The organism is Microbispora catharanthi (genome assembly GCF_006334915.2).
GTDB classification, from domain to species: domain Bacteria; phylum Actinomycetota; class Actinomycetes; order Streptosporangiales; family Streptosporangiaceae; genus Microbispora; species Microbispora catharanthi.
The window spans coordinates 17,269-36,775 of sequence record NZ_VDMA02000029.1 but is presented as its reverse complement, the minus strand read 5'-3'; the positions used below and the strand labels follow the sequence as shown (position 1 = coordinate 36,775).

Here is a 19,507-nt window from a genome sequence, read left to right as displayed (position 1 = left end):
CGCCAGCCGGGCCGCGGTCCCGGGTTCGGGCGGACAGCTCTCGCAGCACCTCGCTCCACGCCCACGCGGGCGGCACGCCGCCGGTCGTCTCGGGGCAGCGCCCGACCACGGTCTGCCAGCCGCCGGCCGCCAGGCGTCGCACGAGCGCGTCGGCCAGGGTGCTCTTGCCCGAGCCCGCCTCGCCGCCGAGCCAGGCGATGCGGAAACCGGCCCGGGCCCGCTCCGCCGCGGCGGCCAGCCGGGACAGCTCGGCCGTACGGCCGACCATGCGGACGGGCTCCTGGACGGGTTCCTGGGCGGGCGGCGGGGCGGGGACCACGCGCGCAGAGGCCGCCCGGACCACGGGGGTCGCGTCGAGCGACTCGGCCTGCGCGAGGATGTCCGCCTCCAGCGCGCGCAGGGCGGGCCCGGGATCGACGCCGAGCTGGTCGGCGAGCAGGTCGCGCGTCCTGCGCAGGACCGCCAGCGCCTCCCCCTGCCGCCCGGCCCGGTAGTAGGCGAGCGCGAGCAGCCGTACGGCGTTCTCGCGCAGGGGATGGGCGGTGAGGTGACGCTCCAGCTCGGGGACGACCTCGGCGTGGCGGCCGAGTGCGAGCCCGGCCTCGGCGCGATACTCCACCGCGACCGCCCGGAGCTCGTCCAGGTGGACCACCTCGGGGACGGCCCACTCCTCCTCGCCGAACTCCGCGTACGCCTGGCCGGTCCACAGCGCCAGCGCCTCGTCCACGACCTCGAGCGCCCGCGCGTGCCGCCCCTCGTTGAGCAGGCCGGCGGCGGACTCGACCAGCCGGGGGAGGCGCCAGGCGTCCACGTCGCCGGGCTCCAGCGCCAGCCGATAGCCGGGTGGGGCGCTGACCAGCACGCGGGCGGCGGCGCGGGGGGCGCGGCCCGGCTCCAGTGCCCGCCGGAGATTGGAGACGTAGACCTGGAGCGCGCCCAGCGCGCGCGGCGGAGGCTGGCCCCTCCACAGGTCGTCGACGAACCGGTCGGTCGACACCACGTGTCCCTGGGCGCAGACCAGCCGGGCCAGCACGGCGCGCTGGAGCGAGGTCCCGAGGTCCGCGGGGCGCCCGTCGACCTCCGCCGTGATTCGCCCCAAAACCCGCACTTTCACCATAACGGCGGCAAGCATAGGGATCAGGTTCGGTAGTGGTAGTAACCGAGCAGGTCATCCAGCACGGACACGTCGTCCATGCGGATGCGCGTCCCGGTGGCGAACGCGTTGATCATCTTGCCGCCTCCGACATACACCCCGACGTGGTGGGTTCTGCCGCGCCTGCCGTAGAAGACCAGGTCGCCGGGTTGCGGCACGCCGACCCGGCTCAGCCGACCGATGTGATCGTCGGTGTTGCCTGGACCGAGCACGTCGTCGCCGAACGCCAGGTCGTACACCCATCGGGTGAACCCCGAGCAGTCGAAGCCGCGCGTCCGGCTCGCCGGACAGGGCATGACCGAGCCGCTGTACCCCCGGCAGGTCCCCTTCGACGGCCCCGGCCGCGTCGCGTGTCCCCCACCCCACGAGTACGGCAGAGCCCCCTGGGCGGCGTACGCGACGGCGACGGCCCTGGACAGCTCCTCGTTGAGCGGCGCGGATCCCGCGGCGGCCAGCGCGACGATTCCCCCGATCAGAACCAGTCGACGCCTGAGCGCGCGGTTAACCCCCATGGATCGTGACAATAGCCACTCGTCTCTTTCCTGACCATGGAAGCTTTGCCTCACCTGATCGACGCACCGGAGGGGGATTGTTACCCTGAGTACGGCTCAGCTCGTACGGTCACTCGGCGCGTCGATCGAAGCGCTTCGCCGGTCGCCCCGGACCTCCCCGTCCCGCTCCCCCGGTGGTCCCCGGCGCCAAGGAGAGCGAAGGGAACCACCGTGGAGACGTGGACGGCACAACCCCCGGCCCCCACCCGCTGGTGGGTGCTCGGGCTGCGCGGAGAGCTGGATCTCCACGCGGTGCGGCACCTGCGCGAGCCGCTGCTCACCCAGATCGAGGCCCACGGCCCGTGGCTGGCCATCGACCTCAGCGAGGTGCGGTTCATCGACACCACGGGCGTGGGGCTGCTCGTGCGCCTGGTGCACGCCCTGCGCGACAGGAACGGCGACCTCGCCCTCATCGCGCCGGCCGGCCAGGTGCTGCGGATCCTCCGCTGGACGAACCTGACCCGGCTGTTCCGCGTCCTCGACACGGCCGACGCGCTGGACGACTCCGGCTGATCGGGCAGGATCAGTTGGGCAGGACCGTGACCGGAGAGTCGCCGCCTCCCGTCGGACCACCGCCCCCCGTCGGAGGCGTCACGGACACCAGGCCCCGGCAACTGTCGCCGCAGCCGCCGAACCGTTCGCCATCGACCGGCGCGAACTTCGTCGGCGGCACGCCGCGCAGCGCGCTCAGCATGGTGTCCTTCCAGATCGGCCCGGGAACGCTGGCGCCGAACACCGAGCCGTAGTAACGACCGCCGATCGTCACGCCGTTCAGCTTGTACTTCGACGTGCCACGGGGGTCGCCGAGGCTGACCGCGCCGGCGAGGTCGGGGGTGAACCCGGCGAACCAGGCGGAGGAGGACTCGTCGTTGGTCCCGGTCTTGCCCGCCGCGTCGCGCCCGATGCCGCCGACGGCCGCCATCGTGCCCTTGGTCAGGACACCGGTCAGCACGTGCGCCGCCGCGTCCGCCACCTCGGGGTCGAGGGCCTGACGGCACTTGGGCGCGAAGTCGGTGGTCTTTCCGGTGCTTTCGGTGATCTGCGTGATCGCCATCGGCGCGCAGTACTTGCCGCGCGCGCCGATCGCGGCGTACGCGTTGGCGACGGTCACGGGGTCCATCTCGTTGATGCCGAGCGTGAACGTCTCGAACTCACTGAGCGGGTTGCCGTCGGAGCGGTGGATGCCCAGCGACTTGGCCGTCTTGATCACCTCGCAGAGCCCGACCCGCTGCTCCAGCATCATGAAGAACGTGTTGACCGAGTGCCAGGTGCCGGTCTGCAGGGTCAGCCAGCCGGGCGACCCCTCGTCGTTGGTGACCGTATGGCCCGGGTCGCCGATGGGCTTGCCCGCGCAGTTCTTGAACGTCGCGTAGGCCGGCGCGGTGTAGCCGGCGCCCGCGCTGAACCCGTCGCTGATCTTCATGCCCTGCTTCAGCGCGGTGAGCAGGGTGAACGTCTTGAAGGTCGAGCCGGCCTGGAAGCCGATGCCGCCGCCGTGCGCGGCGTCGGCCACGAGGTTGTAGGACATCTCGTTCCTGCTCTTGCGCGTCCCGTACGGACGGCTCGCGGCCATCGCCTTGATCGCCCCGGTGCCGGGCTGGACCAGCGCCTCGGCGGCCACGGGGTCGTCGGACGGGTGGACCCACTTCCTGATCGCCTTGCCGGCGGCGGCCTGCATCGCGGGGTCGATCGTGGTCTTGATGGTCAGGCCGCCGCGGTTGAGGAACGCCAGGCGCTGCTTGGCCGTCTTGCCGAAGTCGGGATTGCTGAGGATCTCGTTGCGCACGTAGACGCAGAAGTACGGATACCTGCTCGACTCGCAGCCGCCGGGCAGCGGGGTCCCCTTGTAGCCGAGCCTGGCCTTCTTCGCCTCGGCCGCCTGAGCCTTGGTGATCTTGCCCAGCTCGGCCATCCGGTCGAGCACGACGTTGCGCCGCTTCAGCAGGCGGTCGCGGCTGGTCTTGCCCAGGTTGGGGTCGGTGGCGTTGGGGTCCTGCACGGCACCCGCCAGCGTCGCCGCCTGCGGCAGCGTCAGCTCGCTCGCGCTGACCCCGAAGAACCGCTTGGCCGCCGCCTCGACGCCGTACGCGCCCGCGCCGAAGTAGGCGATGTTGAGGTACTTCTCCAGGATCTGGTCCTTGGAGTACTTCTTCTCCACGCCCATCGCGTAGCGCAGCTCGTTGAGCTTGCGGGCGTAGCTCGCCTCCAGTGCCTTGTTCTTCTCCGCCTCGGTCTGGGCGGCGTTGAGCAGCACCTGCTTGACGTACTGCTGGGTGATGGAGGAGCCGCCCTGGGCCACCCCGCCCGACTGCAGGTTCTTCGCCAGAGCGCGGAGGGTGCCCTCGATGTCGATCGGGCCGTGCTCGTAGAACCGGTAGTCCTCGATCGAGATGATGGCCGTCTTCATGATGTCCGCGATCTGGTCGAGCGGGACGACCTCGCGGTACTGCTCCCAGAACCGGGCGATCTCGTGGCCCTTCACGTCCTGCACGACCGACACCTGCGCAAGCGGAGGCTCGGCGAGGTCCCGGGGCTGGAGGCCCACGTCTTCAACGGCCGACACCAGCCCGACGCCCGCGCCTCCCACCGCCGGCAGCGCGATCCCCGCGACCAGCACGCCCGCCGCCGCTCCCATGGCGGCCAGACGCAGCACCTTCCCCGTGGCGTTCACAGGATCCTCCCCCAAATGGCTATAGACAAGGTTATGGGGCCGTAAAGCGCGGTCGGCCCCATAACGCGGTATTTACGAGAGCCGACCGAGGCCGCGCGCGAGCACGGTCGCCGTCTGGGCGATCACCTTGTCGTCGGTGGCGCCGTCGGCCGCCCGGCGGTTGGTGTAGATCGCCATGACGATCGGGGCGGCGTCCTTGGCCGGCCAGACGACGGCGATGTCGTTGGCGGTGCCGTACGTGCCGCCGGTGCCGGTCTTGTCGCCGACGATCCACGTCGTGGGCAGCCCGGCGCGGATGCGCGCGTCCCCGGTCGTGTTGTCGCGCAGCCACCCGATCAGCCGGGATCGGTCCTTCGCGCCGAGCGCGTCGCCGGTCGTGAGCGCCCTCAGGTCGCGGGCGACGGCCGCGGGCGTGGTGGTGTCGCGCTTCTCCTTGGGCGACCAGTCGTTGAGCTCGGTCTCCCAGCGGTCCAGCCGGGACACCGGGTCCTTGAGCGTGCGGAAGTAGCGGGTGAGGCCCTGCGGCCCGCCGATCCGCTTCAGCAGCATGTTCCCCGCGGTGTTGTCGCTGTAGATGATCGCCGCCCGGCACAGCTCGGCCAGGGTCATGCCGTCCTTCACGTGCTTGCCGGTCTCCGGCGAGTTCGGCTTCACCTCGCCGGCCGTCCAATGGACGACCTTCCGCGTCAGCTCCCGGTCGGTCGTCCGGGCCAGCACCGCGCCCGCGGCCACCGCCTTGAAGGTGGACGCCAGCGCGAACCGCTCGCCCGCCCGATAGCCGATCGTCTTCCCGGTCGCCGTGTCGATCGCGTACGCGCCGATGCGGCCCTTGAACGACGTCTCCAGCGCGCGCAGCGCGGCGGCCACGTCCGTCCGGGGCGCGGCGGCGGCTGTGGCGATGGTGGTGGCGGTGGCGGTGGCGGCGGTGGCGGTGGTCGCGGGAACGGCGCCGGCCAGGAGGGAGACCGTGATCGTGGCGGCTTTCAGCGTAACCGGCAGTGTCCGTGGCATGGCATGTCCTTGCTCTCGTCCGTCACAGGGGCGTTAGACGCAGGAGCAAAGCAAAGTGTTCAGAACATGTCCAATATTCATATGGACCCTCGATCGATATGAGTTCTCGTATCGACCCAGCTCATAACGGCGAGGCGAACCGGCGACCGGCCGCGACGAGATCGTCGACGGCCCGCACGGCGGCGGCCAGCCGCTCCTCGGGCGGCCCGGAGACGACGACGTGCGGGAGCCCGCGATCGGCCAGCTCCGCGCGCAGGCGGCGGTCCATGCCGTGCCGCACGTGCTCGCCGTCGCGCCAGCCGTCCTGCTCGAACGGCACGCCGTCCACGGACGTGTGGATCCACAGGTCGTGCCGGGCCCGTTCGTGGACCCGCAGGACCTCGGGACTCACCGTGCCGAGATAGCGCTCGTGCCACAGCGCGGTGGCGAGCGCGTCGGTGTCGCAGAACAGCACCGGCGACCCCGTCCGCGCCGCCGCCTCCTCCCAGTCGAGCTGCCGGTGGGCGATCAGCGTGAACTCCTCCGGCTCCCACTCCAGGTCGTCCAGCCACGGTTCCTGCGCCCCCGCGGCCTTGGCCGCCCGGCGGGCCGCCGCGAGCTTCTCCTCGCAGTACGTCCTGCCGTACTCGGGCACCCACCGGGTCGCCGCCCAGACTCCGCCGCGCGCGGCGTAGTGCGCGGCCAGCGCGCGGGCGAGCGTGGTGGTGCCGGTGGACTCGGCCCCGACGACGACCACCCGCCAGGCGAGGTGGGCGCGCACGGCCGGGCTCAGCCAGGGCCACGCGGCCACCGGATCGTCGCGGACCATCGTCCCGCTGACCGGATAGCGGATCCTGTCCGGATCGACCGCCACGTGCGCGCCGCCGAACCTGCGGGCCAGCTCGGGCCCGTACGCCTCGGAGGAGAAGACGGCGTCGACGTCCGGCGCGAGGCCGCCGTGGGCCAGCGCCAGCGCGTGCCGGAAGACCTCGACGTGCGCGGCCCAGATCTCCGGGTCGTCGTAGTCGATCTCGATGTCGTCCACCACGGGCGCCACCACCACGTGGGGCTGCGGGTGCGCCTCGCGCAGCCACGCCGCACGGAGGGCGAGCGGGACGCTCTCCACGCTGCTGGCGGCGACGACCACCGTGACCAGCGCGCACTGCTCGGCGGCGGTGTCGACGAGGTGGTGGTGGCCGGCGTGCGGAGGGTAGAACTTGCCGATCACCAGCCCGTGCGCGTATCGGGCGCTCATCGCGTCACCGCCGCGTCACCGTCAGGGGCGGGAGCGGGCCGGGCGGCGGAGTCGCGCCGCCAGGCGAGCAGTCCGGCCACGCACAGCGCGAGGAACAGCACGTAGAGCACGCTGGTGAGATAGAGGTCCTTGTACGCGTAGAGGGGGATGTAGACCAGGTCGACCGCGATCCACAGCCACCACGACTCCACCCGCTTGCGGCACTGGCCGTAGGTCGCCATGAGCGACAGCGCGGTCGTCAGGGCGTCCCAGAACGGGACGGCCGAGTTGGTCCAGGTCGCCAGTGCGGCGGTGAGCAGCGCGGTCACCGCGGCGCCCGCGAGCACGAGCCATCCCCACTCCGCGCGGCCGGTCCTGGTGACCGTGAGCGTGGTCCGCCCGGCCCCGCCGTACAGCCACTGCCACCAGCCGTACAGGCCGAGGAGCACGTAGACGATCTGCAGGGCCGCGTCGGCGTACAGGCCCACGGCCAGGAAGACGAGACCGAGCAGGACGACGTTCGCGACGCCGATCGGCCAGTTCCAGATGTGCTGGCGGACCACCAGCCAGACGGTGAGCGCCCCTGTCGCGAACCCGAGCAACTCGGCCCAGCTCGTCGACACGCCGCCCAGGGTGATGGCGGGCTCCAGGAGGGGCCCCAGCAGATCGGTCAGCGCCACCACGACCTCCTTAATCGTCAAGGTGACGATAACAAGGGATCGCGATCAGGAACAGAGAGGCGGCCCCCGTGCCGGTAAAACGGGGGCCGCCTCGGTCATCGGGGGGTCACCTGACGTGGTGACTCTCCGGCGGGCCGAGGTAGCTCGGGATCACGCCGCCGGTGTCCACCACGAACCGCTGCACGACCACGGTCGGGTCGACCATCCAGAACTTCAGCGTGTGCACACCCGGTCCGCTGATCGTGTGGGTCGTCGTGGTCACGTTCGCGTTGTCGGAGGTGTTGCGCGCCCACTGCGCGTTCATCGTGGTGTCGTCGGCTCCGGTGGCCTCGGTGATGTCCACCACCTGCGGCGCGCCGTCGTCGATCGAGACGGCGTAGCGCAGGCCCTCGGCCGGCAGCACGTTGTTGCGCGGGGACAGATACGCCGAGACCTTCACCGGCCCGCCGCCCGTCAACGTCATCGTGTACTCCAGGCGCGCGCCGTCGCCGCCGGGAGCGCGGCTCGCGGCGGTGACGGGCCACGGGATGACCCCGTCACCGGTGCGGCCGATGCCGGGGACGACCTTCCACCCGGCCCCGGCGGCGTCCACGGCCCGCGTGTAGTGGGCGGCCTCGATCGCGACGTACCCGCCGGCCTCGACGAAGCCTTTCACCCGCAGGCCGGGCTTCTGTATCAGGGCCTTGACCACCACCCGCGCGCCCGACGGGCCCGTCACCGTGATCGGCACCTCGGACGTGCCCTTCGGCGCGCGGGACCAGTCGACGCGCACGTCCGCGCGCACCTGGTCGGACACCCTCCCGGCGGCGGGCGTGACGCTCACCCACGGCGCGGACGGCGTGATCGAGTAGTCGAAGGGCGTCGCGCCCCGGTTGAACACCTCGATGTACTGCCCCGGCGCGGTCTGGTAGGGGCTGAACGCCGGCAGCACGGCCGGTGACGTCTCCGCGGGCCACCACGCGTCCGAGCCGTCGATCGCGACGCCCATGTCGGCCGCCTGGGGCACCTCGATTCTCTTGAGGTGCGGATAGAGGGCGTCGGGCAGCGCCACGTCGTTCAGCTCGGGCTGCTGCCAGGGCGCGTTCGGGCCATATCGCTCGACGTCCCCGTAGCCGATCTTGGGCTGGGTCTGGAAGCCGTTCCACTTCCCGCCCGCGAGCGTCTCGTTGTAGTACGCCGACATGGCCTGGTCCTCGTCGAACCCGGCCTGCGCGAGGTCGGCCATCCGGTTGGTCGCCGCCCTCCCCTGCCGGGCGTACAGCAGGTTGGTGAACTGCGCCCTGCGCAGCTCGTACAGGTTGGCGCTCGCCTTCACCCCGTAGTAGACGAGCTGGTAGAAGGCGTCGTCGTAGCCCGCAGGCAGGGCCTCGCGGATCTTTTCGGCCTTCGCCGCGAGCCGCTGCCACTCCGCCGTGACCCGGTCCATCTCCTGGTAGGCCGTGAGGCTGAACGGCGTCGCCCGGTCGTCGTCGACGACGGCGGAGGAGTCGGTGGCGAGGTCCTTGGCCGGATCGACGGTGATCTTCCGGTTGAGCAGCTCCGGCTTGCGCCGCGACTGCAGCCGGCCGTACTCGTCGAGGACCTCGGCGATGTCACCGGCCGCTTCCGGGCCGAAGTTCTGCGCGGCGTAGGCGCGCCGCCACTCGCCGAGCCGCTCCAGCGGCCAACGGCCGGGGTCCCAGGCGTAGTCGAGGAAGAACTGGAGCGGAAGCTCCTGGTTCTTCATGTCGCCGGCGTTCGCCACCCACAGCCGGTCCACGCCGTAGGTGTAGGCGAGGTTGAGCTGCTCCCAGGTGTTGGCCAGGTTGGCCGTGTCGACCCACTTGTAGTTGCGCCCGGCGCCGACGTAGTCGAAGTGGTAGTAGATGCCGTAGCCGCCGGACCGCTCCGGCAGCGACCGGTCGGGCAGCTTGCGCAGGTTGCCCCAGTTGTCGTCGCAGAAGACGACCGTCACGTCGTCCGGCGGGCGCAGGCCCTGGTCCCAGTAGCGCTGGACCTCCTTGTAGAGGGTCTGGACCTGCGGGATCGTCGTGATGTCCGCCCCGCTCTCCTGCGCGAGGATGTCCCGCTGCGCGGCCAGGATGCTCTTCATGAGGTCGATGCCGTCGCCGTCGGGCAGGCCGACGTCGCCGTTGCCGCGCATGCCGAGCGTGACCACGCCCTCGAAGCCCTGCTCCCTCATCCGGCGGATGCCGTCGGCCCAGTACTTCTCGATCGCCTCGCCGTTGCGGCGGAAGCTCCACTCGCCGGTCCCGCCGTACGGGTCGTGGCCGGGGGCGACGATGTTCCCCCGGCCGTCGCGTACGGCGGCCGCGGCGTGCCGGTTCCACTCCTCGATGCCGCGCATCATCGGCGCCTCGTGCGAGGTGCCCATGACGACGCCGTACCGACTGGCCATCGTGTGGTTGTCCGGGTCGTCCTCGGCGAACGCCCGGCCCCACACGGCCGGCCACAGATAGTTGGCCTTGAGGCGGAGCATGACCTCGAAGACCCTGGCGTAGAACCTGCCGGTGAAGCCGCCCTCGTAGCCGGGGGCGAGGCCCGGGCCGAAGAACTTCGGCGCCCAGGTGCCGAGCGCGGGGTTCTCGTCGTTGATGAAGAAGCCGCGGTACCTGACCTTCGGCGTGCCCTGGCTGTGCCGCCCCGGCAGGACGTACAGCGCGTCGTGGTGGCGGGCCGGGACGTCGTCCCACCAGTACCAGGGCGAGACGCCGATCTCCCTCGACACGTCGTAGGCGCCGTAGATCGTGCCCCGCTGGTCGCTGCCCGCGATGACGAACGCGCGGCGCACGCCCGGCAGCGGGTTCCGCACGACCTGCTCCAGGGACGTCTCCCACTTGCCCGCGATGCCGCGTACGTCGAGCTTGCCCGCCTTGATCAGACCGTCGATGAGCGGGCTCTTCCCGATCGTGCCGACCAGCACCATCTCGCCGGTCTTCGGCACGGTGTCGGTGAAGACCGCGGGCCTCACTCCGGTGACCCGTTCCACGTCGGCCTGCAGGTCGCCCACGACCCGGGTGACGCCGGGGAAGTCGCTCGCGCTGACGACGATCGGGGCCGCCCTGCCCTGCGCGACGAGAGGGAACCGCCCGGCGCCCGGCGTGAAGGCGATGTAGGAGCCGGCCCGTACGTCGTCATGGTGAGGTGTCGGCCCGGACGGGTTCGCGGTGACGGCCGCCGGCGAGAGGGACACGCCCAGGAGTTGTGGCCCGGCGAACCTGCTCATCACGCGATCAGAAACTTTCTATTCGGCTCCGAAATTTTCGAGTAAACGGATGTTAGCTTTCACCACAGAAGCGGTCAATGGTCATCTCGCGCGAAGCCGATTGAATGGCGTATCCGACGGCGGCGCCCACCGCGTACCAGAACAGGTCGGGGGCGTTGAACGTCGTGCCGAGCACCAGCCGCGCCAGCGTGCTGTGCGCCGACAGCGCGGCCGGCACTCCGGTGAGCTGGGCGAACTCGACCAGCCAGCTCACCCCGAGCGCCACGGCCGCCACCGCCGACGGCCGGGCGCGCGGCGCGGCCACGACGACCAGCGCGTACACGAGAAGGGTGTAGAGGAGGTCGCCCGCGTACTTGGCGACCGCGCCCGGCGGCAGCGCCCGGACCGCCAGACCGGCGCCCACGACCACCACGGCGGCGGCCAGCGCGGCGAGTCGGCGATGCGGCATCCGGGCACCCTATCGGGAATCCGTGGTTTCGATCGTCAGGGGATTCGGTGGTAGCGCACCCAGATGTCGCCGCCGATGTGCCCGGACAACCGCAGCACGACGCCGTCCGGGTCGGGCGGCACGGGAGAGGCGTTGTGGACGCGGTTGGGCCGGATCCACCCGCCGGAGGTCACCTCGTCGGCGACGACCCGCCAGCCGATCGGAACCCGGATGATGACGTCCCCGAACATCGAGTCGCACCGGACGGTCATGTCGATCTCGCGGTGCGGGCAGTCCGCGTGCCGGAAGTCCACCACGGCCGTCCGCCAGGTGCAGTCGAGCGTGATGCGCGGCGGCACCCTCCAGCGTCCGGTCTTCCTGACCGCACGCATGCCCCGGGTGAACAGCAGCAAGTCGTCCGCCGGCTCCGGCCGCCTGTCCCCCGCCGGGGTCAGGGGCAGGTCCGCGACCAGGGAGTCCAGCTCGCCGTACGTGCGCGCGGTGTACACGCGGTCGAGCCGTTCGGTCAGCTCGTCGAGGGTGATGCGGCCCTCGCCGACGGCGGCGCGCAGCCTCTCGGCGACACGGTCCCTGTCCCGGTCTCCGGCGCGCAATTCCGCCTGGTCGCTCACGACCGAGCAGTGTAGTAATCGGTTTTTGGCCCTCGCCAGGCACGCATATCCGTAATCACAATCCTCGCCTGACCGAAATATTCGGCGTGTCACGTTAGTTTGGGTGCATGCGCCGATCGCGCGTCGCCGTTAACGCGGCTGTCGTCCTCGTGCTCGTTTCGGGTGCGGGCGGGGACGGCCTGCGGCAGGTCCTGGACAACGCCGTACGGCAGGGCTCGCCGGGCGCGCTCGCGCAGTCCCGCGACGACGGCGTGGTGCGGAACCTGTCCAGCGGTGTCGCGGACGTCGTGGCGCACCGGCCGCCCACCGCGGACATGCGGTTCAGGATCGCCAGCATCACCAAGACCTTCGTGGCCACCGCGATCCTGCGACTCGTCGCGGAGGGCCGTCTCCGGCTCGACACCCCCCTCGCGGAGGTCCTCCCCGGCGTGGGGAGGAACGCCGGCGCGATCACGATGCGCATGCTGCTCGCCCACACCAGCGGTCTCTACGACTACACGGAGGATCCCCAGGTCGAGCGGCTCGCGGAGAAGGACCCCGCCCACTGCTTCACACCACGGGAGTTCGCCGACGTGGCCGGACGCCACCCGCCGGCGTTCCGGCCGGGCACTTCCTGGAAGTATTCCAACACCAACTACAGCCTGCTCGCCCTGGTGATGGAGAAGATCACCGGCCGGCCGTACGCCCAGGTGATCACCGAGACCGTGCTGCGCCCGCTCGGCCTGAAGGACACGTACTTCCCCGGGTGTTCGCCCTGGGTGCGCGGGCCGCACCTGCACGGGTACGTCAAGCCCGACCCCGCCCGGCCCGGCCTCAAGGACGTCACCGTCTTCAACCCGACCACCTCCGCGGGCGACGGCGACATGATCTCCACGGTGGGCGACCTCAACCGCTTCGTCTCGGCCCTGCTGGCCGGGCGGCTGCTGCCGCGCGGACTGCTGGACGCGATGCTGACGCCGACACCCGGCTCCTTCCCCCAGAGCGACACCTTCCGGTACGGCCTGGGCACGGTGATCGCCACCACGCCCTGCGGCGTCACCGTGTACGGCGGCGCCGGGACCATGGACGGCTCGCTGACCTGGGTGGCCGGCACCCGCGGCGGGCGGCACACCATGGCGTTGGCCCTCAACGGCTCGTGGGTCGACCAGACCGCCGTCACCACCCGGGCGATCACCGCCGAGTTCTGCCCCCGCTGACCACGACGCTCGTGAACTCCTATGCTGACCGGCCATGGACGGCATCGCGGCCACGCTCGGCACCGCCTGCGCGGTCTTCGCGGGCACCAACGTCGACGACGTGGTCATCCTGACCGTGCTGTTCCTGTCGGCCCGCGCGAAGGGCCGGCCGCGCCCCTGGCAGATCGTCACCGGCCAGTACGCCGGCATCGCCGCGCTCGTCGTCGTGTCGGGCGTCGCCGCCCTCGGCCTCGCCGTCATTCCGGACCGGTGGGTCGGCCTGCTCGGCCTGGTTCCGCTCGCCCTCGGCGTACGCGGACTGGTCGCGGCGCTACGTGCGTCGGGCGGGGCCGATCCCCCTTCGACGCCGGTGGCCACCGGCGTCCTGTCGGTCGCGAGCATCACCGTCGCCAACGGCGCGGACAACGTCTCCGTCTACACGCCGCTGTTCCGCACCATCGGGCCGGCGGCCACCCTGCTCACCGTGGTCGTGTTCGCCGTCCTCGTGGCCGTCTGGTGCGCGGCCGGGTCCTGGCTGGGCTCGCACAAGACGGTCGTCGAGTTCGCCGAGCGGTTCGGGCACTGGCTCGTCCCGCTCGTCTTCGTCGGGATCGGCACGCTGATCGTGCTCGAATCCGGGGTCGTCGGCCGTCTTATCGCCCTCCTCTGAACTCTGCGCCTTAGGGGGCGGCATTGACAGCTTAAGACGACCGGTCATATTGTCTCCTCGGTCGCTCGCCCCAGAGCGCGGGAAGCACGAACAGAAAGAAGGCCGACCATGGCCAGCACGACGCCGGTCCCCACCCGGCTCCCCCTCAACACCCTCGGCATCGGCTTCGGACTCTCCGGACTCGCGGGCACCTGGACGGCGGCCGGCCCCGCGCTCGGCGCTCCGCCCGCGGTCGGCGAGGCCCTCTGGGTGGCGGCGGCGGCACTGTGGGCCGGCACCCTGGCCCGGTATGGCGCGAGGGTCACCCGCCTCGGTGACATCGCCGAGGACCTGCGGCATCCGGTCCTCGGGCCGTTCGCCGCGCTCGCCCCCACCACCGGCTCGCTCCTCGCGGCCCACCTCACGACGTACCTCCCGGGCGTCGGAGCCGCGCTCGTCTGGACGATGCTCGCGATCGCGGCGGTGTTCGGCGCGTGGTTCGTCGCCTCGATGCTCACCACGCCGCGCCAGCCCGCGACGCTGCACGGCGGGTATCTTCTCCCGACCGTCGCGGCCTCGCTCATCGCCGCGCAGTCCCTCGCGACCATCGGCCACCGGGGGGTGGCCACCGCGCTGTTCTCCACGGGCATCCTCTTCTGGCTGCTGATCGGCGCCGTCCTCCTCGTGCGGTTCGCCACCGGCCCCGAGCTGCCCGGGCCGCTCATGCCGACGCTCGCGATCTTCTCCGCGCCGCCCGCCGTCGCAGGCAACGCCTGGTGGGCGATCGCGGGCCCGCAACTGAACACCGCGCACGAGGTGCTGCTCGGCACCCTCGCCGCGCTGCTGCTGCCCCACCTCTTCCTGCTCCGCAGGTACGCGCACATCCCGTTCGTGATCGGCTTCTGGGCCTTCACCTTCACTACGGCCGCGAGCGCGACCTACGGCGTGCGCCTGCTGACACTCACCCCGTCGGCACTGCACACGACGCTCGGCTGGCTCGTGGCGGCGTCGGCGACGGTGATCATCGGCGGCATCGCGGTCCGCTCGCTCGCCCTGCTCCGCCTGCCGCGCCGCCGCCACGCGGAACAGGTCCAGCCCGCCTGATTTTTGACAACTCCAAGACGAACGGTCATATTGAAGCCATGCCTCAGGTAAGCGTGAAGAACAAGCTGGTCGAGAGCGCCGAGGACGTGTTCCGCCGGCAGGGGTTCAACGGCGCGAGCGTGCAGGACATCACCAGCGCCGCGGGCGTCCCCAAGGGGTCGTTCTACAACCACTTCGAAAGCAAGCAGGCGCTCGCCGTCGAGATCGCGCGGCGCTACGCACGCGGCGCGAACTTCGCCGTGCTCAGCGGCGACGGGCCCGCCCTGGAGCGGCTGCGCGGCCACTTCGTCGCCATGGTCGACCGCACCCGCGAGACCGGCGTGGAGTTCGGCTGCCTCCTCGGCACCTTCGCCAGCGAGAGCAGCAGCGCCGGAGACCAGGTGCGCACGGCGGTCCGCGAGATCCTCGAGGACTGGACCGAGGAGGTGGCCCGCACGGTGCGTGAGGGCCAGGAGGCCGGCGAGATCACCTCGGCCCGTCCGGCGAGGACGCTGGCGGCCTTCCTGATCGACTCGTTCGAGGGCGCCACCCTGCGCGCCAAGACCATCGGCGATCAGTCCGTCGTCGCGGAGCAGCTCGAGATCGCCCTCGACGCGTTGCGCGCCTGACCTTACCGAGAGCCCGGCCGGCATGTGCGGGCAACTTCCCCTATTGAAGACGACCAGTCACCTTGATAAGGAGTCCATGATGACCGACCTGCTGACGACCGTGCTGGAGGCCCACGGCGGCCCGGCCCGATGGCGGGAGGCCCGGCGCATCTCGGCCCGGCAGTTCTCCGACGGCGCCCTGTGGCCGTTGAAGGGACACCCCGGCGCCGTCGACGGCGTCACGGTGACCGTCGACCTGCACCGCCAGTTCACCAGCCACACGCCCTTCCTGGGCGAGGACCGGCGCACCGCGTTCACCCCGGACCGCATCGCGATCGAGACGACCGAGGGCGAGGTGGTCGAGGAACTGCGGAACCCGCGTGCGTCCTTCGCCGGACACGAGCTGACGACGCCCTGGAACGCGCCGCAACTCGCCTACTTCACCGGCTACGCCATGTGGACCTACCTGACCGAGCCGATCTCCCTGACGTTCCCGGGCGTACGGACCGAGGAGATCGAGCCGTGGACCGAGGACGGCGAGAAGTTCCGCCGGCTGAAGGTGACCTATCCCTCGGACATCGCCACGCACAGCGCCGAGCAGGTCCTGTACGTCGACGCCGACGGCCTGCTCCGCCGCCGCGACTACACGGTGGACGTCGCCGGCGGCGTGCCGAGCGCGCACTACATCTCCGGCCATCGGGAGGTGTCGGGGCTGGTCATCCCGGCCATCCGCATGATCTACGGCCGCGACGAGAACAACGCCAGGGTCCCCGACCCCCTCGTCGTGTCGGTCCGCCTCGAAGACATCACCGTTTCCTGAGACGGACAGAACCACCCGTCACGTAAGCGAAAAAATCACTCCATGGAACGATCTAGCCGGAAAAACGATCGCTAGTTAAACTCCGAGTCAGCTTCGGCCACCCGTCTCGGGTGGCCGTTCGCTCGTCGCCCAACGGGGAGGGCCCTGCCCTCCCATGCCCGTGGGCGGCGCGGCTCCTCCACGCCCTGGACGGCGAGGCCTGACAGGTCTCCATGGAGGTGCCGTGTCGAAGAAGCCCCCACCTGCCTACGTACGGACCACAGCGATCGTCGCCGGCCTCGGCCTCATGACAGCGATGATCCCGGCGGCCTCCGCCGCCGCGGACCCCACCCCCACCCCGTCGAGGTCGTGGAGCGCCACGGCCGTGACGGGCGCCGAGCGCGTCCAGGGCGCCAAGTCGGCCAGCGGCCGGCTCGCCAAGAGCGACACGGCGCTGCTCGCCTCGAAGTCGCCGGAGCGGACGAGCGTCGTCGTGAAGCTCGACTACGACGCGCTCGCGGCCTACAAGGGCGGCCTGCCGGGACTCCCCGGCACCAGCCCGTCGGTCACCGGGAAGTCGCTCAACCTGAAGAGCGGCGACGCGGCGAAGTACCAGAAGCACATCGAGGGCATCGAGAACACCTTCCTCAGTGAGCTGGGCAAGAAGATCCCCGGCGTCAAGGTGGGGCAGAAGCTCCGCACGGTCTACGGCGGCGTCGCCCTGACACTGCCCGCCGACAAGGCCGCCGACCTGTTGAAGCTGCCCGGCGTGGCGGCCGTGCAGGAGGACAGGCGGGAGCAGCCCCTCACCGACTCCAGTCCCGAGTTCATCGGCGCGACCACCGTCTACAACCAGCTCGGCGGCGCGAAGTCGTCGGGCAAGGGCGTCATCGTCGGCATCCTCGACACCGGCGCGTGGCCGGAGCACCCGTCGTTCGCCGACCCGGGAACGCTCCCGGCTCCCCCGCCGAAGGCGGACGGCACCCCGCGTACGTGCGACTTCGGCGACAACCCGCTGACGCCGGCGGCCGACCCCTACCAGTGCAACCACAAGCTGATCTCCGGCCAGCCGTTCCTGGAGACCTACAACGCCGTGGTGGGCGGAGAGGTCTACGGGGACAGCGCCCGTGACTCCAACGGCCACGGGACGCACACCGCCACCACGTCGGCGGGCGGGCCGGTCGACCACGCCGACCCGCTCGGCGTCGACCGCGGCGCGATCCACGGCATCGCGCCCGCGGCCCACGTCGCGGTCTACAAGGTCTGCGGCGCGGAGGGCTGTTACCAGTCCGACTCGGCGGCCGCGGTCGCGCAGGCCATCGCCGACGGCGTCAAGGTGATCAACTTCTCGGTCGGCGGCGGCGCCGACCCCTACAGCGACCCGGTCGAGCTCGCGTTCCTCGACGCGTACGCGGCGGGCGTGTTCGTGTCGGCCTCGGCGGGCAACTCGGGACCGGGCGCCGGCACGACCGACCACCGCGGCCCGTGGGTGACCACGGTGGCGGCCTCGACGCAGAGCCGCACCTACCAGTCGACGATCACGCTGACCGGCGGGCCGTCGATCAAGGGCGCGTCGATCACGCAGGGCGTCTCGTCGCCGCTGCCCGTGGTGCTCGCGTCGGCCCCGCCGTACAACGACCCGCTGTGCGTCAACCCGGCGCCCCCGGGGCTGTTCGCCGGAAAGATCGTCGCCTGTGAGCGCGGCCCCAACCGGGTGCTCAAGGGATTCGCGGTCAAGCAGGGCGGCGCCGCGGGGATGATCCTCTACAACTCCACGCCGCTCGACGTCATGACCGACAACCACTGGCTGCCGACGGTCCACATCGACAAGCCGGAGACCGACGTGCTGCTCGCCTGGCTGAGCGCGCACCCGGGCGGCACGGCGAGCTTCACCCAGGGCGAGAAGACCACCTGGCAGGGCGACGCGATGACGACGTTCTCCTCGCGCGGCCCGGGCGGCGACTTCCTCAAGCCGGACGTCACCGCGCCCGGCCTGCACATCCTGGCGGGCAACACCCCGACCCCCGAGTCGCCGCTGGAAGGCCCCCCGGGCAACCTCTACCAGGTGATCGCCGGCACCTCGATGTCGTCGCCGCACGTCGCGGGCGCGGGCGCGCTCGTGTTCGCGCTGCACCCCGACTGGACGCCGGGCCAGGTCAAGTCGGCCCTGGAGACCACCGCGACGACGAAGGTCACCAAGCAGGACCGGACCACCCCGGCCGATCCGTTCGACTACGGCGGTGGCCGTATCGACCTGACCAAGGCGGGCGACCCCGGACTGACTCTCGACGAGACCGCGGCGAACTACGCCGCCTCGGCCGCCGACCCGATGAACCGGATCGACCTCAACCTGCCGTCGGTCAACGCGCCCGTCATGCCGGGTGTGATCAGCGCCAAGCGCACGCTCGTCAACGCGACAGGAAAGACGCTGGTCTACTCGGTGACGGGCACCACCGTCAGCGGGGCGAACATCACGGTGCTGCCGCCCCTGTTCACCGTGAAGCCGGGCAAGAGCCAGAAGATCACCGTGGTGATCACCGCGCCTGACCTGCCCGACGGGCAGTACTTCGGCCAGGTGAACCTCAAGCAGGTCGGCGGCAAGCGGGAGCAGCACCTCCCGGTGGCCTTCTACCGGCAGGAGGGCGCCGTGCCGATCGACCAGACCTGCGCCCCGAGCACCATCGCCAAGAACGCGGGCGAGTCCACCTGCACGGTCACGGTCCAGAACAACACCCTGGAGGACACCGACGTCACCGCGCTCAGCACGCTGGACGCGAAGCTGCGGCTCACCGGCGCGACGGGCGCGACCACGATCGGCAGCCAGGTCGTGACGGCCAGGGGCACGCTGGCGGGCAGGCAGCCGGACAAGCCGAGCATCGCGCCCGGTGAGACCCCGGCGGGCTACCTGCCGCTCTCGGCCTTCGGCATCGCCCCCACCCCCATCGGCGACGAGGAGGCGCTGAACTTCAACGTCCCGGCCTTCACCTACGCCGGTCGTACGTACAACAGGATCGGCGTCGTCTCCGACGGCTACACGGTCGCGGGCGGCACGAACGGCTCGGCGGACATCCAGCTCGCGCCGCAGACGCTCCCCGACACCACGCCGCCGAACGGCGTGCTCGCGTCGTACTGGACCGATCTGAACGGCGCGGGCGCCCCCGGCGTCTACGTCGCCAGCCTGACCGACGGGGTGAACAGGTGGCTCGTCGTCGAGTGGCAGGTCTACCTGTACGGCACGAACAGCCTCAAGGTCTTCCAGCAGTGGATCGGGCTGGGCGGCGCCGAGGACATCTCGTACGCCTACGACCCGGGCAACCTGCCCGGTGACCCGGGGGCGGTCTACGGCCTGACCGTCGGCGCCGAGAACGCGGACGGCACCGCAGGCAGCCAGATCAGCGGCCCGCCGACGCAGGACTACCGGATCACCAGCACGCCGGGCGCCCCCGGCGGCACGCTCACCTACTCCTTCAAGGTCAAGGGCGTGTCGTCGGGCACCGGCACCGTCACGACCGGCACCTCCACTCCCCAGGTGAAGGGCATCACGGTCGAGGTCGACAAGATCACCGTTCAGTAGGATTTCCGGGAGGCTTCCGGGGCCCGGCGGACGCGCGTGTCCGCCGGGCCCTCGT

Annotated in this window: 15 protein-coding genes and 1 pseudogene; 7 read left to right on the top strand and 9 right to left on the bottom strand. The window is 71.2% G+C overall.

The window, feature by feature from the left end; translation table 11 throughout:
• Nucleotides 1-10 precede the first annotated feature (10 nt).
• Together FH610_RS44885 and FH610_RS37080 are read right to left on the bottom strand one after the other, a co-directional pair.
• Nucleotides 11-1,117, bottom strand: a pseudogene (locus FH610_RS44885) (BTAD domain-containing putative transcriptional regulator); the annotation flags it as partial.
• A gap of 20 nt (nucleotides 1,118-1,137) precedes the next feature.
• Nucleotides 1,138-1,665, bottom strand: coding sequence for a C40 family peptidase (locus FH610_RS37080; RefSeq protein WP_139579903.1), 528 nt, complete (start codon nucleotides 1,663-1,665; stop codon nucleotides 1,138-1,140).
• A 210-nt stretch (nucleotides 1,666-1,875) separates the two neighbouring features.
• On the opposite strand from FH610_RS37080, the gene FH610_RS37075 reads away from it, so the two are divergent.
• Nucleotides 1,876-2,217, top strand: coding sequence for an STAS domain-containing protein (locus FH610_RS37075; RefSeq protein ID WP_161628179.1), 342 nt, complete (start codon nucleotides 1,876-1,878; stop codon nucleotides 2,215-2,217).
• Nucleotides 2,218-2,227: 10 nt separating this feature from the next.
• On the opposite strand, the gene FH610_RS37070 is transcribed toward FH610_RS37075, so the two are convergent.
• The 7 genes from FH610_RS37070 to FH610_RS37040 form a co-directional block, all read right to left on the bottom strand.
• Nucleotides 2,228-4,375, bottom strand: coding sequence for a transglycosylase domain-containing protein (locus FH610_RS37070; protein ID WP_338104622.1), 2,148 nt, complete (start codon nucleotides 4,373-4,375; stop codon nucleotides 2,228-2,230).
• Between the two features lie 72 nt (nucleotides 4,376-4,447).
• Nucleotides 4,448-5,386 carry a class A beta-lactamase gene (gene bla / locus FH610_RS37065; protein ID WP_139579901.1) on the bottom strand — a complete coding sequence of 313 codons (939 nt, stop codon included), beginning with the start codon at nucleotides 5,384-5,386 and terminating at the stop codon, nucleotides 4,448-4,450.
• Nucleotides 5,387-5,507: 121 nt separating this feature from the next.
• Nucleotides 5,508-6,620, bottom strand: coding sequence for an AAA family ATPase (locus FH610_RS37060; protein ID WP_139579900.1), 1,113 nt, complete (start codon nucleotides 6,618-6,620; stop codon nucleotides 5,508-5,510).
• The gene (gene pnuC / locus FH610_RS37055; protein ID WP_240809417.1) at nucleotides 6,617-7,300 is read right to left on the bottom strand and encodes a nicotinamide riboside transporter PnuC; all 684 of its coding nucleotides are present in this window, start codon (nucleotides 7,298-7,300) and stop codon (nucleotides 6,617-6,619) included. Before pnuC ends, FH610_RS37060 begins: the two co-directional genes overlap by 4 nt.
• Before the next feature lie 85 nt (nucleotides 7,301-7,385).
• Entirely contained in the window at nucleotides 7,386-10,505 is a 3,120-nt protein-coding gene (locus FH610_RS37050; protein ID WP_139579899.1) for a glycosyl hydrolase 115 family protein, read from the bottom strand.
• A 52-nt stretch (nucleotides 10,506-10,557) separates the two neighbouring features.
• A complete protein-coding gene (locus FH610_RS37045; protein WP_139579898.1) occupies nucleotides 10,558-10,953 on the bottom strand; it encodes a ribosomal maturation YjgA family protein in 396 nt (131 codons plus the stop codon).
• Between the two features lie 35 nt (nucleotides 10,954-10,988).
• Nucleotides 10,989-11,564 carry a DUF1707 SHOCT-like domain-containing protein gene (locus tag FH610_RS37040; protein ID WP_161628178.1) on the bottom strand — a complete coding sequence of 192 codons (576 nt, stop codon included), beginning with the start codon at nucleotides 11,562-11,564 and terminating at the stop codon, nucleotides 10,989-10,991.
• A gap of 107 nt (nucleotides 11,565-11,671) precedes the next feature.
• Here FH610_RS37040 and FH610_RS37035 point away from each other — a divergent pair, with 107 nt between their 5' ends.
• From FH610_RS37035 to FH610_RS37010, 6 genes are all read left to right on the top strand, one after another.
• Nucleotides 11,672-12,760 carry a serine hydrolase domain-containing protein gene (locus FH610_RS37035; protein WP_139579896.1) on the top strand — a complete coding sequence of 363 codons (1,089 nt, stop codon included), beginning with the start codon at nucleotides 11,672-11,674 and terminating at the stop codon, nucleotides 12,758-12,760.
• A 34-nt stretch (nucleotides 12,761-12,794) separates the two neighbouring features.
• Nucleotides 12,795-13,409: a cadmium resistance transporter gene (locus FH610_RS37030; protein WP_240809416.1), complete on the top strand. Its 615-nt coding sequence runs from the start codon at nucleotides 12,795-12,797 to the stop codon at nucleotides 13,407-13,409.
• Between the two features lie 108 nt (nucleotides 13,410-13,517).
• Complete coding sequence (locus tag FH610_RS37025) at nucleotides 13,518-14,492, top strand: SLAC1 family transporter (RefSeq protein ID WP_139579895.1); 975 nt, start codon at nucleotides 13,518-13,520, stop codon at nucleotides 14,490-14,492.
• A gap of 38 nt (nucleotides 14,493-14,530) precedes the next feature.
• The gene (locus FH610_RS37020; protein ID WP_139579894.1) at nucleotides 14,531-15,100 is read left to right on the top strand and encodes a TetR/AcrR family transcriptional regulator; all 570 of its coding nucleotides are present in this window, start codon (nucleotides 14,531-14,533) and stop codon (nucleotides 15,098-15,100) included.
• A gap of 79 nt (nucleotides 15,101-15,179) precedes the next feature.
• Nucleotides 15,180-15,899 (top strand): hypothetical protein, encoded by a 720-nt coding sequence (locus tag FH610_RS37015; protein ID WP_139579980.1) that lies wholly within the window; start codon nucleotides 15,180-15,182, stop codon nucleotides 15,897-15,899.
• Nucleotides 15,900-16,122: 223 nt separating this feature from the next.
• Complete coding sequence (locus tag FH610_RS37010; RefSeq protein ID WP_276607729.1) at nucleotides 16,123-19,452, top strand: S8 family serine peptidase; 3,330 nt, start codon at nucleotides 16,123-16,125, stop codon at nucleotides 19,450-19,452.
• The last annotated feature ends 55 nt before the right edge of the window (nucleotides 19,453-19,507 follow it).

Bases quoted from the DNA above. Each gene is read 5' to 3' on its own strand.
- FH610_RS37050 (WP_139579899.1), bottom strand. From the start codon at position 10,505: ATGAGCAGGTTCGCCGGGCCACAACTCCTGGGCGTGTCCCTCTCGCCG.
- FH610_RS37015 (WP_139579980.1), top strand. From the start codon at position 15,180: ATGACCGACCTGCTGACGACCGTGCTGGAGGCCCACGGCGGCCCGGCC.
- FH610_RS37080 (WP_139579903.1), bottom strand. From the start codon at position 1,665: ATGGGGGTTAACCGCGCGCTCAGGCGTCGACTGGTTCTGATCGGGGGA.
- FH610_RS37025 (WP_139579895.1), top strand. From the start codon at position 13,518: ATGGCCAGCACGACGCCGGTCCCCACCCGGCTCCCCCTCAACACCCTC.
- bla (WP_139579901.1), bottom strand. From the start codon at position 5,386: ATGCCACGGACACTGCCGGTTACGCTGAAAGCCGCCACGATCACGGTC.
- FH610_RS37045 (WP_139579898.1), bottom strand. From the start codon at position 10,953: ATGCCGCATCGCCGACTCGCCGCGCTGGCCGCCGCCGTGGTGGTCGTG.
- FH610_RS37060 (WP_139579900.1), bottom strand. From the start codon at position 6,620: ATGAGCGCCCGATACGCGCACGGGCTGGTGATCGGCAAGTTCTACCCT.
- FH610_RS37030 (WP_240809416.1), top strand. From the start codon at position 12,795: ATGGACGGCATCGCGGCCACGCTCGGCACCGCCTGCGCGGTCTTCGCG.
- FH610_RS37020 (WP_139579894.1), top strand. From the start codon at position 14,531: ATGCCTCAGGTAAGCGTGAAGAACAAGCTGGTCGAGAGCGCCGAGGAC.
- FH610_RS37035 (WP_139579896.1), top strand. From the start codon at position 11,672: ATGCGCCGATCGCGCGTCGCCGTTAACGCGGCTGTCGTCCTCGTGCTC.